The organism is Marinomonas arctica, from assembly GCF_003259225.1.
GTDB lineage: Bacteria > Pseudomonadota > Gammaproteobacteria > Pseudomonadales > Marinomonadaceae > Marinomonas > Marinomonas arctica.
Genome location: NZ_QHJF01000009.1, coordinates 42,126 through 54,900, shown reverse-complemented (window position 1 = coordinate 54,900; position 12,775 = coordinate 42,126). Strand labels below are relative to the sequence as shown.

11 protein-coding genes are annotated in these 12,775 nt (G+C 44.7%); 4 read left to right on the top strand and 7 right to left on the bottom strand.

From position 1 onward, the window contains the following. Positions 1 to 83: 83 nt before the first annotated feature. Positions 84 to 845, top strand: a complete 762-nt coding sequence (locus DK187_RS06380; protein ID WP_111606510.1) for an alpha/beta fold hydrolase — start codon at positions 84 to 86, stop codon at positions 843 to 845. On the opposite strand, the gene DK187_RS06375 is transcribed toward DK187_RS06380, so the two are convergent. Genes DK187_RS06375 through DK187_RS06365 form a run of 3 tightly spaced genes read right to left on the bottom strand, consistent with a single transcriptional unit; the run spans position 846 to position 4,641 of the window. Then, positions 846 to 1,751, bottom strand: a complete 906-nt coding sequence (locus DK187_RS06375) for a hypothetical protein (protein ID WP_223232334.1) — start codon at positions 1,749 to 1,751, stop codon at positions 846 to 848. It abuts the gene before it with no gap. Positions 1,752 to 1,768: 17 nt separating this feature from the next. Continuing rightward, the gene (locus DK187_RS06370; RefSeq protein WP_223232333.1) at positions 1,769 to 3,757 is read right to left on the bottom strand and encodes a TonB-dependent receptor plug domain-containing protein; all 1,989 of its coding nucleotides are present in this window, start codon (positions 3,755 to 3,757) and stop codon (positions 1,769 to 1,771) included. Positions 3,758 to 3,774: 17 nt separating this feature from the next. Next, entirely contained in the window at positions 3,775 to 4,641 is an 867-nt protein-coding gene (locus tag DK187_RS06365) for a prephenate dehydratase (protein WP_111606508.1), read from the bottom strand. Positions 4,642 to 4,705: 64 nt separating this feature from the next. Here DK187_RS06365 and yidD point away from each other — a divergent pair, with 64 nt between their 5' ends. After that, the gene (gene yidD, locus DK187_RS06360) at positions 4,706 to 5,017 is read left to right on the top strand and encodes a membrane protein insertion efficiency factor YidD (RefSeq protein ID WP_396631443.1); all 312 of its coding nucleotides are present in this window, start codon (positions 4,706 to 4,708) and stop codon (positions 5,015 to 5,017) included. A 2-nt stretch (positions 5,018 to 5,019) separates the two neighbouring features. On the opposite strand, the gene DK187_RS06355 is transcribed toward yidD, so the two are convergent. From DK187_RS06355 to DK187_RS06340, 4 genes are all read right to left on the bottom strand, one after another. Continuing rightward, positions 5,020 to 5,667 carry a LuxR C-terminal-related transcriptional regulator gene (locus DK187_RS06355; protein WP_111606506.1) on the bottom strand — a complete coding sequence of 216 codons (648 nt, stop codon included), beginning with the start codon at positions 5,665 to 5,667 and terminating at the stop codon, positions 5,020 to 5,022. A 28-nt stretch (positions 5,668 to 5,695) separates the two neighbouring features. After that, entirely contained in the window at positions 5,696 to 7,654 is a 1,959-nt protein-coding gene (gene acs, locus DK187_RS06350; RefSeq protein ID WP_111606505.1) for an acetate--CoA ligase, read from the bottom strand. 98 nt (positions 7,655 to 7,752) lie between these two features. Beyond that, positions 7,753 to 8,517, bottom strand: coding sequence for a class I SAM-dependent methyltransferase (locus DK187_RS06345; RefSeq protein ID WP_223232332.1), 765 nt, complete (start codon positions 8,515 to 8,517; stop codon positions 7,753 to 7,755). Between the two features lie 60 nt (positions 8,518 to 8,577). Continuing rightward, positions 8,578 to 9,195, bottom strand: a complete 618-nt coding sequence (locus tag DK187_RS06340; RefSeq protein ID WP_223232331.1) for an HAD family hydrolase — start codon at positions 9,193 to 9,195, stop codon at positions 8,578 to 8,580. A gap of 277 nt (positions 9,196 to 9,472) precedes the next feature. Here DK187_RS06340 and DK187_RS06335 point away from each other — a divergent pair, with 277 nt between their 5' ends. Both DK187_RS06335 and DK187_RS06330 read left to right on the top strand, forming a co-directional pair. Next, entirely contained in the window at positions 9,473 to 10,501 is a 1,029-nt protein-coding gene (locus DK187_RS06335) for a TAXI family TRAP transporter solute-binding subunit (RefSeq protein ID WP_111606503.1), read from the top strand. 96 nt (positions 10,502 to 10,597) lie between these two features. Continuing rightward, positions 10,598 to 12,721 carry a TRAP transporter permease gene (locus DK187_RS06330; RefSeq protein WP_111606502.1) on the top strand — a complete coding sequence of 708 codons (2,124 nt, stop codon included), beginning with the start codon at positions 10,598 to 10,600 and terminating at the stop codon, positions 12,719 to 12,721. The last annotated feature ends 54 nt before the right edge of the window (positions 12,722 to 12,775 follow it).

Genomic DNA, 12,775 nt, shown 5'->3' with positions numbered 1-12,775 from the left:
ACTTTCAAAGACTTGTTACAATATAAACAAAGCCGCGCTAATCGCGCACCTACTTATTCACTTCCCTGCATGATAAGGCTTCTATGATAAACGCAAAACAATACGGCTCCGCAGGCCCTAATCTTATTGTTATCCACGGACTATTTGGCAACGCGGATAATTGGCACTCCATCGCACAAAGCTTATCGGAACACTTTACGGTACATTGCATTGATCTTCCTAACCACGGAAAATCCGATAACATGACAGACGCCAGCTACCCCAAAATGGCAGAAGCAGTACTTGATTGGGCAACTCTTAATAATATCGGCGCTTTTTATTTGCTAGGACACTCTATGGGTGGCAAGGTTGCCATGCAAATGGCAGCGATGGCAACACCAGGCCAAATAGAAAAACTCATCGTCGTTGACATAGCCCCGGTCGATTATCAGCCTAGCCATACTCGCATCTTAGAGGGATTGAAAGCCGTTGAGGAATCGCAGCCAGCGTCAAGAAAAGCAGCCGATGCACTGTTAAGCCAATACGAACCACAGTTAGCCGTGAGACAGTTCCTATTAAAAAATCTGGTGAAAAGTGAACATGGCTTTACATTAGAACTCTCAATAAAAAACATCGCTGAAAGCTACGCCACCATCTTACAAAAACCCATCATTGAAAACGCGATAAACACACCCACGTTGTTTATCAAAGGCGAAAATTCAGACTACATTATCGCCGCATACCAAGAAGAAACGGCCGCACTCTTCCCTAATGCCAGTGTAAAAATAATACCCGGTGCAGGTCACTGGCTCCATGCCGAAAAACCCCTTCCTTTTACCAGTTTGGTAAAACGGTTTTTACAATGATCAATCACACAGTGTTTCGGAACACAAGCCATAGCGGTCTTTTAAGAAAGAGGCCGACGGCGGCACCACGCCATGGGCTTTAATAAGATAGGGATTAAAACTGACTCTTAGCTTTTCGGGGTACACGGCATCCAGCAGTACCCCTTTGGTACGCCACATCGTCATCCGCTCTGCTAATGCCTCTAATTTCGTGTCTGTATCGGAATAAATGGCGAACAAGGAGCCTGCACGCACAAAAGCAAAAGAAGGACCGATCATGACTTGCTGCTTATGAAACAGTAACTTGAGGATGTCTTGTGCAATGCCATTTTTATAAAGCTCAGTGTCTACTAAGGAAAAAATCATCGAAGATTCATCCAAAACAAAATTAACTGACCTTAAAATAGAGAGTCGATCCGTCTCTGTTCTTAAAAACTGAAACTCAAAGCCATATCGCTCAGCCTGACGCGACATGCCCTGTTCATCAACTAAAAGGTGCTCACTATAGATCACGGCCAAGGGTTTTTTATCAAACCAAATCGCTTCTAATAAAGCTAAACGCTTTTCAATAGGGGCACCAGAAAATACACCACTACTGGAAATAGGACACTGTGGGCGTATTTTTAAATACTCTTCCTTACCAATAAAAACCGCTATTACTACACCTTTTGACACCGATTCACACACCTGACGAAAGCTGTCTACACCAACAGAAATCAAAAGATCATCGTCTTTTATATAAGCGACATTTTGTTCAAACAAGGAGCCACGCACTGGTACCAGTGTCATATCAGATGGCAAAAATCTTGCCAATTGGAACGTAAGAGAACGTGCCGAACTTTCTTCTATATCGTGGATTATATAAGCCGCAGCCAACGCCTTAATCGAAGACAACAGCAAAAACACAGTAAATAAAATCCTTTTCACGTTTTCACTAATCCAGCTCAAAAAGTAACATTGGTAAAGACATAAGCAAAAGCGTCTTTAGCCAAATTATTATGCCTTGAGACAAGCGCATTATCATCAAGACGTGCTTCCGTTCCAACCCCCATGGTGGCTTTAGAGTATCCACCTAAAGCAAATTTATACGATAACCATGAGTTTATAAATTCGTAGTCTCTTCCCCCCAGCTCTTTGCCATACCAATAATAGCTATTGATCGCCAGCCTATCCGTCAACGGCACACTGCCAAAAAACGACATCATTATCGGTGTTGTTGCTTGTTTGAGCTTTATATTGTCTGTTTTCGTATCTTGGTAAGCATAGGTGAAACGAGTGATGGCACCAGACTGAAAACGCCAATCCAATTCCAGCTCAGCACCATTAATAATCACATCTTCAACTACACCCTCTTCAACTGGGCTATCAGCAACATAGGCCGTAAATAGCTTTTGGCTTAACACCATATCCCGCACTTTATCATGATATAGCCTGATGTCCGTAGATAGGCCTTGATTTGGCCAATAGTGATAGTAACCTATTTCATAAGAGGTGATTTTTTCCTCTTCTTCGCCATTGATTGCGTAGGTTGTTGGCGACATTTCACCTGTTGACAAAACATAATGCCATTTGAAGTATTGATCTGCTATATCGGGCGTCCGAACCGCTTCAGAGACATTAAAACGAAACGACTCCTGCTCCGATAATTTATAGGTCACACCAAATTTGGGTGACAAAAAACTTCCTCCCATTTGGCTACGTTCAAACATGGCGCCAGTATTTACTATCCAGCGATCACTGGCTCGATATTCCAGATTGCTAGAAAGTCGAAACACCTCATCATTGGCTTTGCCGGATAAGTAATGCTCTGAATCGGCTTCATCCCAACGATAACCTACCGCCGAAATCAAACGTAGATTTTTTGAGGCTTCCCATGTGCTCTGTAGCTCTAGATCATGACGCGTCTCTAATAAATCCACCACGGTAGAAGTAGAGACTGGTACCGTACTCAAAGCGCCAAATAATTGATTATAAAATGATGGACTTAATACCGCTTGATGGTATTCATCCATATCAGACTGGTCATAATAATACTGCACTTTTAGTTCATGATCGGCTGAGACTTGCTGACGATAACTGACTTTAATATGTTCACGATCAATCAATCGCATCGGTTTATTAATATCATACGAATCTAAACCATAGTCTTCGGGCTCTACTTTATCCTTTAAATGGCTCGCTCCGATGTCTAAATCAAAAGAACTATTCACTGTTTCCTTTTGTATAAGCATGTTTCCCATGGATGAGCGATGACCATCGTGCCTATCATTGCCATAGAAATCTTCATCAAAGCCATGAACAGCGCTGGTCGACGCCGACGCCCGATAACTCCAATCTCCATTCAGCCCACTATGCTGCCCGTAAAGACGATAATCCCCACGGGAGCCAGAATAAGCCGACATACTATTGCCCAAGGTTTCTAAAGGCGACCGGGTAATGATGTTCACAACGGCAAAAAAGGAGTTAATACCATAACTGGCCGCATTGGGACCACGGTTGACTTCTACCCGAGCAACATCTTCTATATTCAATGGCAGGGTCGCCCATTCCACTCGCGCGAGTCCCGTGCTGTAAACAGAGCGACCATTAACAAGTACTTGAATACGACGATATTGATCCAGTTGCGTGCCGTGATAGGACGCCACTTTTTGACTCGAACTTTTGTAAGGCACTACTGAAAAGCCAGGGACAAATTGCAGTAAATCTTCCACATATTGCATATTAACACGACGAATAAACTCGCCATCCAATACAGACAAAGAGGAAGAAACATCCACTCGCGGCTGGGGCATTTTAGACGGTGTTATCACAACAGGGATGCTATCTAAAAAAGACTCGTATACTGTCACATCAGACAGTTCGGCAGCCACAAGAAAATTATCAGCCTCGGCACTTGCCGGCACATTCAACGCAAGAAAAAAAACCGCGCACATCCATCGCTTCATAGCGTTTATTTCAACCTATAATCATCAGCAAGATAGGTTCCTAATATACGAACATCTTCAGAGAAGAAGCGCAGCTCTTCAATGGCCGCCTGCATCGAAGAAGATTGAAAATGCGCCTCAACATCGACATAAAATTGCGTCGCGGTAAAATGCCCATTTACCATGTAACTCTCTAGTTTCAACATATTGATCCCTTGTGTTGCAAAACCGCCCATGGCTTTATAGAGCGCGGCTGGTATGTTGCGTACGCGAAACATAAAAGACGTGATGTAAGTTCGCCCTTCTTCATAAACAGGCATTTTTTGCTGACGAGAAAACACCAAAAAGCGTGTTGTGTTGCCGACCGAGTCATTAAAATAGGTTTTCAACACTTTCAAACCATAAAGCTCGGCCGCCAGCTCTGATGAAATCACCGCCAAACCGGGCTCTTCAAATTCTGCAATATGCTTGGCGGCCCCCGCCGTATCATACATAGCTTGGCTTTTTACCCCTAGGGCCTTAATGTTACCGTCACATTGGGCCAACGCCTGTGGATGGCTGCCTATCCGAGTAATTTGGTCTATCGTCATAGAATGGCGCACAATCAAACAATGATTCACTGGTTCAAAATGCTCTTTTACGACATAAAGTTGAGTCCGCTTTAGTTCGCGATATATTTCCTCAACCCGCCCTGCGGTAGAGTTTTCAACCGGAATCATAGCGTAATACGCATCGCCTCGTTCGACCATTTGTAAAGCGTCGACAAAAGTCGCACAATTGACGCTGGTCCAATCAGGAAAGGTATGTTTGCAAGCCAAATGAGAATAAGCGCCAGGCTCACCCTGATACGCCACTATCTGCGTCGCATCCAGTGTTAAAAGTTGGTCAGGCATAATAAAAACGCTCTATCATATATTTCTTTTAGATTAACAAATAGACGCTACTATATACACAAAAATGACATCCACCAATTCGTCAATGTCTCTCACAGAAAATAATATGGTAAAAATGGTCAGAAAAACATTCATTCAACTGGTAAAAGGCTACCAATTCTTTATTAGCCCACTATTGGGAAATAACTGTCGATTTTATCCAAGTTGCTCTCAATACATGATTCAGGCTATTGAGATGTATGGGGTAATAAAAGGCGTGTATCTTGGAGTGAGAAGATTATCTAAATGTCACCCATGGCATGAGGGTGGTATTGACCCTGTTCCTGCATGCCAGTGCAACACAGAAAAAACCAACAAGATAGAAGAAAAAAATTAACTCTAAACCGACGTCATGTGCAGTTTCAAGTCACTGGCAACCAGCACGGCTTGCGTTCTGTTATTGATTTCCAGCTTACGAAAAATCGCTGTAATGTGGGCCTTAACCGTCGCTTCCGAAATGGATAACTCGTAGGCAATTTGCTTGTTTAACAAGCCTTCATGCAAATAACACAGCACCTTGTATTGTTGAGGCGTCAGCTCTGCCACTTTATTTTGCATTGATAGATCGGGCTTGGGTTGATTAGCAACCGCCTGCCTGAGATCCTCCGGTAACCAGATATCGCCCGCCAAAATGGCGTGAATAGCTCGCACATAAGTCGCAGGCTCACTGGTTTTCGGAATAAACCCAAGCGCACCAGCATCAATGACTTTTGCGACCATAGTGCTGTCTTCACTGCCAGAAATGACCGCCACGGGAACATCAGGAAAGTCCTTGCGAATTCGCACCAATCCATATAAATCGCCACTACCGGGCATATTTAAGTCCAGCAGTAACAAATCAAGATCGTTTACATTGCCCAAACATTGCAAAGTGGAATCCAAATCATGGGATTCCACTATAACAATACCTTCTATCTCCGCCCGTAGCGCACCAGCTAGAGCGCTACGAAACAAAGGATGATCATCCGCGATAACAAGTGAAATCACTGCTTAGCCTTTTTAAACATGTAAACGGTCACACATTTAAACGGTTTTCGATTAAATCATCAACCACACTTGGATCAGCGAGTGTACTTGTATCGCCAAGTTGATCATGTTCGTTTGCAGCAATCTTCCTTAGAATGCGTCGCATAATCTTACCAGATCGCGTTTTTGGTAATCCTTTACTCGCCCATTGAATCAAATCAGGCGTGGCAATCGGACCAATTTCTTGACGAACAAATTGTTTCAGCGATTTAGTCAATTCTTCATCCGGCACCACACCTGCGACGGCACTGACGTAGACATAAATACCTTGACCTTTAATGTCATGAGGATAGCCAACAATAGCCGCTTCCGCGACCGCAGGGTGCGCAACCAACGCGCTTTCTATCTCAGCGGTGCCTAAACGATGACCAGACACGTTCAAGACATCGTCCATGCGCCCAGTAATCCAATAATGTCCGTCCGCATCTCTTGAGGCACCATCACCGGTAAAATACATCCCCTCAAACGTACTGAAATACGTCTGCTCAAAACGATCATGATCCCCGTACACGGTACGAGCTTGGCCAGGCCAAGAATCCGTGATAACTAAGCCCCCATCCACTTGAACGCCTTGCTCATTTAGCACAATACCTTGGGCATCCACTAACGCTGGCAGCACGCCATATAAAGGACCAGTACAAGAACCCGGTTTCACGTCAGCTTGGACTATCCGTGGTGACATCATCATGCCACCTGTTTCTGTTTGCCACCAAGTATCTACTATAGGACAAGAAGATTTACCAATCTCACTGTAATACCAAGACCACGCTTCAGGGTTAATAGGCTCGCCCACACTGCCTAGCACTCGTAATGAATCACGATGGCTAGAACGAGTCGCTTCATCGCCTTTTGCCATCAACGCGCGAATAGCGGTTGGCGCCGTGTACAAAATAGTGACACCAAATTTATCAACAACGCGACCAATTCGCCCAGAATCGGGATAAGTCGGTACCCCTTCAAACAAGATACTGGTCGCACCATTCGCTAATGGTCCATAAACCATATAACTGTGGCCCGTAATCCAACCAACATCAGCGGCACACCAATAAATGTCATCAGGCTTAAGATCAAACACCAACTCATGAGTTAAAGAGGCATAAACCAAGTAACCGCCAGTAGTGTGTACCACGCCTTTTGGTTTGCCCGTTGAGCCAGAAGTATAAAGAATAAAGAGTGGATCTTCCGCGTTCATCGGTTCAGCAGGACACTGGGTACTTTCATTTTTAACCTCAGCCGCCCAGTCTAGATCTCGCCCTTCAAACCAAGGCACGTCTTTTTGGGTATAGCGATACACCACAACCGCTTCCACTGATGGACAAGCATTGTTGCTTAATGCCATATCAACATTGTGTTTAAGGGGAATGGTATTGCCAGCTCGTCGACCTTCATCGGCGGTAATCACCAACGTCACTTCGCAATCGTTGAGTCGATCTGCAATAGCATGAGCAGAAAAGCCGCCAAAAATAACCGAATGGATAGCACCAATTCTCGCGCAGGCTAGCATGGCGTATACGGCCTGAGGAATCATCGGCATATAAATAGCAACGCGGTCGCCTTTTTTGACGCCCTGACGCTTTAAGAGATTGGCTAAGCGGCCGACTTCATCGTGCAACGTTTGATAGGTAATCGCTATTTTATCATCACTTTCTTTATCGCCTTCACAGTAATAAGCGACTTTGTTGGCAGAGAGTGCTAAATGACGATCAATGCAATTGTAAGCTACGTTTAGCTCACCATCCTCAAACCATTTAATGCTTACTTGACCACGTTTAAAGGAGGTATTTTTGACTTTGCTATAAGGTGCGAACCAATCTAAACGCTTGCCTTCTCGGCCCCAAAATTGATCTGGGTTTTCAATCGACTCCTGATAGCGTTTTTCAAATTCTGCTTGACTCACATTGGCATTTTTTGCCGCCTCATTTGAGGTTGCGCTATATGATGACTTCATAACCCGCTCCATTGTTAAATTTGTTATTCGGATGCTGAACTACTATAACCCGCCAAGCATGACAATCTATTCCACTTTAGTCTTATGACAAAATAGAATCAGGTAAACCGTCCTGCCTTGACAAAAAATGGCAAACGTACTTCTTGTTTCTTACTCGGCTCTGACCAGGCATCACGAATAATAGGTGATGCGTTGACTAAAAAATCCTCTCCTTGCTCTTGTATGCGTAATTGAGAGGCCGACCAGGTTCGAATAAAATCCAAGGTTTGCGTTACCGTCCAATGGCAATTGAGCTCAAACTCGGGAACATCCATCAAGGCAAAAGGAAATTGAATATCCCGATACTGATTCCATAATAAACGGCTCTGAGGCGGCCAATAAGTCGCCAAATGTGGCAACACAGACTCTGCAATGGCTTTGTCCTCAGCTTCCCCTACTTGCAACCAGTTATACCCCCAGCAAACAAACATCCCACCGGGCTTTAAAACGCGTTTAAGTTCTGTCCAAAAAGCCTCTAAATCAAACCAATGCAGCGCATGTGCAACACAGACCACATCAAAATAATGGTCTGGATAATTGGTTTTTTCAGCCGGACACACTTGATAGTTCACTTTGCGATGAGGCGTCGCCGCGGTGATTTGCGATTCACTGATATCGGATGCTTCGACACGATCAAAATACGCCGCCAGATCGACCGAGGCTTGTCCCGTACCACAGGCGCAATCCCAAACCACACTTGGCGAAGCCACTTGCTGAGATAACCAATAATACAGCTCAGCCGGATACAAAGGCCGAGTGCGTGAATAATACGTAGACGATTGCCCATCAAAAGTACGCATAGAAACCCCAGGACTAAATAGCATTCACACCCCTACTACTCAATGAAAGTTCAAAGCATGATTGCTTTTGCCATTTAGCTATCACTAGATAACTCCATGTCGATGAAGTACATCTCGAGCTTCATCGACCCCCTTAACTCGATAAGCCTGCATACCTAACCGATTCGCAGTATCGATATTCACTTGATTATCATCAATAAACAAAATGTGTTCAGGCAAAACTTGCAACTGTTCAATAACATGCTGATAAATGGCATCATCAGGCTTTACAAAACCCACTAAATGGGAAGCATAATAACTGTGAAACTTACCTGCGAGTGCCATTTCATCCATTAACCTAGGCCAATGTGCCGCATTCGTATTCGATAAAATAGCTCGGTGATATTCCGGCTTTACCGATTCGACCAATTCAAGCGCCCCGGCAAACAAGCCTCTAGGCCATGCCTTAAAAGACGCCTTAAATGTCTCCTTGTCTATATTACTGTTGACTTCTTTCAATAGTCTATCGGCGAATTGATCAAAGGTAATGTTACCAGAGTCAAAAGCCGCCACGGTGGGCGAGCGTAACCACTTTAGCCAAACATCAGACTCTTCACCTTGAGTATTCAACATAGCATGCATTGCGGAAATGTCGCCTAAATCGACCAAAACATTGCCTAAATCGAACAGTACAACACGAACATTATGGTTTTCTTTCATCATTTTTTACCCTGACCCATCGGCAATATATTGCTCACACAAAAAATAATAAAGGCTTTAATACCCTGCTATGGGCTGTCTTTACTCGCTTTTATCATAAGCAACTTTTTGCCGATATGGAAACCTCACCTATAAGCAACAAATAGCGCATATGTGCATAAAAAAAGAAAGAAAACTGACGAAATAAAAATAAAACCATAAATATCAATAAGATATATATCTGGCATGAAAATCGCTATAGATTTATGTAACTAACCCCACTAACTAGGAGAAAAATAATATGAAATTGGGATTTGTTACCAAAACGCTTCTTTCTACTGCAACGGCTGCAGCAATTACTCTATCAGCAGGAAATGCATCCGCTGCAGATAACCGCAACTACATTTTAGCAACCGCCTCGACAGGGGGCACTTATTACCCTGTTGGGGTCGCTATTGCCACGCTAAGCAAAGTCAAACTCGAGCCTAAATTTGGCCTTTCCGTGTCGGCAATTAGCTCGGCCGGATCGGGTGAGAACATCAAATTATTGCGTGAAAATCAAGCTCAACTCGCCATATTACAAGGTCTATACGGTGCATGGGCATGGGACGGTGAAGGCCCATTCGAAAGCTCTGGCAAACAAAGTGAATTACGTTCCATTTCTATGTTATGGCAAAACGTAGAGCATTTTGTGCTTAAATCTGATTTAGCCAAAACAGGCACAGTCGCTGACTTAAAAGACCTTGAAGGGACAAATCATAAGTTCTCTATTGGGACCAAAAACTCAGGAACAGAAGGCTCTGGTCGCCAACAACTTAAAGGCTTAGACATTGACCCAGACAAATTTGCCCTTGCTTATATGGGCTACGGCGCCAGCGCAGATGCCATGCAAAACGGTAATATAGACGGCATGAATACCCCAGCCGGTGTACCGGTCAGCGCAGTGACGCGCCTTTACGCTTCCATGGGTGATAAAGTCAAAGTACTGGACTTCACCGACGAGCAAATCAAACAAGCAAACGGCAATTACGAATTATGGACTCGCTACGTGATTCCAGCCAATACCTACCCAGGTCAAACCAAAGACATTAATACCGTTGCACAACCTAACTTCTTGGCAACGCGTGCGGATCTATCAGAAGAAGACGTTTATGAATTGACCAAGTCGCTTTATGAAAACCTTTCGTACTTAAGTGCCATTCATAAAGCCACCTCTGTGATGTCCTTGGAAAAAGCCATCGCCGGCCTTCCTGTGCCCTTGCACCCAGGCGCCGCGCGTTATTATCGTGAGCGTGGCATCAATATCCCAGCTCGTCTAATCGCAAAATAACAAGACACATAGGGTTACCGCGTCGTACTCCTGTGCGGCGCGACACTTTTCATCTTGCACAACCCGTTCTTTTGCTCATACAAAGGTAGCCTGTCTATGACTGCTTCATCGCAACCCAGCGCATCTAAAGACATCAATCTTGACGATTTCGAAACAAGATATCGCTCCGGACCTTGGTTAAACCGTTTTGTGTTTACCTTGTCCGTTTTATTAGCCCTTGCTCATATCTACATTAATACCATTGCCACTTTACCCGAGCTTTGGGTTTCCGCTTTTCATTTTGCAGGGTTTGGGATGCTGTGTGCGCTGCTCATACCAGCGTCTCCACAATGGCGAGAAAGTAAAATTGCCCTATTTTGTGACGGCATCCTCGTCTTTGCACTCATTGGCATGGTGTTATATATCGTCTTTTTTGAGGATGCACTTTATGCCAGAGGCGTTACGTTCAATAATGCTGACTGGATTGTTTCCAGTGTCGCCGTATTAATGTCTCTCGAACTGATTCGTCGCACCAGCGGCTGGTTTATTCCTTTCCTTATTATTGTGGCACTGACGTATGTTGTGCTGTGGGGAAGCTGGCTGGGGGGCATGTTTAATTTTCCCGGCCTGAGTCTTGAAACTCTCTTGTATCGTAGTTTTTTCAGCACAGACGGGATGTTTGGTTCCATTTCTAGGATTTCATGGAGCTTTGTCTTCATGTTTATTTTATTTGGCGCTTTTTTGGTCAAATCTGGGGCGGGTGACTTTATCATTGATCTGTCTCGCTCACTTGCCAGCAAGATGATTGGTGGACCAGGTTTTGTTGCCGTACTCGGTTCCGGCTTGATGGGGTCGGTATCAGGCTCCTCTGTTGCCAATACAGTATCCACTGGTGTTATTACCATTCCATTAATGCGCAAAGCTGGATTCCCTGCGCGTTTTGCCGCAGGCGTTGAAGCGGCTGCTTCCACTGGTGGACAACTCATGCCTCCGGTCATGGGAGCAGGTGCCTTTATCATGGCGTCTTACACACAAGTACCTTACGTGACAATTATTAGTGTAGCGGCCATCCCTGCATTACTTTATTTTCTGTCCGTTGGTTTTTTTGTACGCGTTGAAGCGAAACGCAGCAAAGTTATCGCCACCGAAAGTGACGATGCGGTCAATATGTCGCAAGTGCTTAAAGATGGCTGGCACCATATCGTACCGCTTGGTGTGCTAGTCGCACTACTGGTGCAAGGCTTTACTCCGACGTACGCCGCAGGTATCAGTATTCTTGCGGTCGTCGCGGCTTCTTTTTTATCTCCCAGACATAGAATGGGACCGATCGCGATATTGGATGCCATGGCACAAGGGGCAAAAAACATGTCGACTACCGCAGTTTTATTGGTGGGTATTGGCTTAGTCGTTAATGTCATTAGCACCACAGGTGTAGGCAATACCTTCTCTTTGCTCATTACCAACTGGGCCAACGGCAGCTTACTCTTGACCATTATATTGGTGGCCATTGCATCGCTGATTTTAGGAATGGGCTTGCCAGTCACGGCGGCGTACATTGTATTAGGCACACTCTCTGCGCCTGCACTCTTTAATTTAATCGCTGAAAGCCAACTTTTGGAGATGATGTCGTCTGGTAATTTGCCTGAGGCCGCGAGCGCTGTCTTTATGCTGGTTGATCCTTCCACCATCGCTGCTTTGGCCCAAGGCATGCCGATGGAACAAGCACAAGCTTTACTGGCGCAAGTGCCTAACGATTTCAAAAGCATGCTAATGGATCAAGCGTTAGGGGCACAAAGCGTTGCCATGATATTGGTCACTGCCCACATGATCATCTTTTGGTTGTCTCAAGACAGTAATGTCACCCCGCCGGTCTGCTTAACCGCTTTTGCGGCGGCCGCCATTGCCAAAACACCGCCAATGCTAACAGGGATGACAGCATGGAAATTAGCGAAAGGGTTGTACATTGTGCCTCTCTTAATGGCCTACACCCCATTAATTGGTGGCGATCCCGACACATTATTACGCCTATCCTTTTTCGCCATTTTTGGTATGTATGCTTTGGTTGGTGCCATGGAAGGCTACTTAGAAGATAAACTGTCCTTACTACCTCGAATAATTGCTTTGGTCGCTTCTATCATGATGTTATGGCCAGACTTGGCTATTTGGATTCAGTTGATTGGCCTCGGCTTATTCTTAGCGCTGTTTGTGATGGGTAATAAGTCCTACAAAAAAACCACTTAAACGTTTTTTCTAAGCCAATAAAAAAGGCACCTCCTTAATAGAGTGTGCCTTTTT

Excerpts from the sequence above, each read along its gene's own strand:
- DK187_RS06380 (WP_111606510.1), top strand. The coding sequence starts at position 84 with ATGATAAACGCAAAACAATACGGCTCCGCAGGCCCTAATCTTATTGTT.
- DK187_RS06370 (WP_223232333.1), bottom strand. The coding sequence starts at position 3,757 with ATGTGCGCGGTTTTTTTTCTTGCGTTGAATGTGCCGGCAAGTGCCGAG.
- DK187_RS06365 (WP_111606508.1), bottom strand. The coding sequence starts at position 4,641 with ATGCCTGACCAACTTTTAACACTGGATGCGACGCAGATAGTGGCGTAT.
- yidD (WP_396631443.1), top strand. The coding sequence starts at position 4,706 with ATGACATCCACCAATTCGTCAATGTCTCTCACAGAAAATAATATGGTA.
- acs (WP_111606505.1), bottom strand. The coding sequence starts at position 7,654 with ATGAAGTCATCATATAGCGCAACCTCAAATGAGGCGGCAAAAAATGCC.
- DK187_RS06345 (WP_223232332.1), bottom strand. The coding sequence starts at position 8,517 with ATGCTATTTAGTCCTGGGGTTTCTATGCGTACTTTTGATGGGCAATCG.
- DK187_RS06340 (WP_223232331.1), bottom strand. The coding sequence starts at position 9,195 with ATGATGAAAGAAAACCATAATGTTCGTGTTGTACTGTTCGATTTAGGC.
- DK187_RS06335 (WP_111606503.1), top strand. The coding sequence starts at position 9,473 with ATGAAATTGGGATTTGTTACCAAAACGCTTCTTTCTACTGCAACGGCT.
- DK187_RS06330 (WP_111606502.1), top strand. The coding sequence starts at position 10,598 with ATGACTGCTTCATCGCAACCCAGCGCATCTAAAGACATCAATCTTGAC.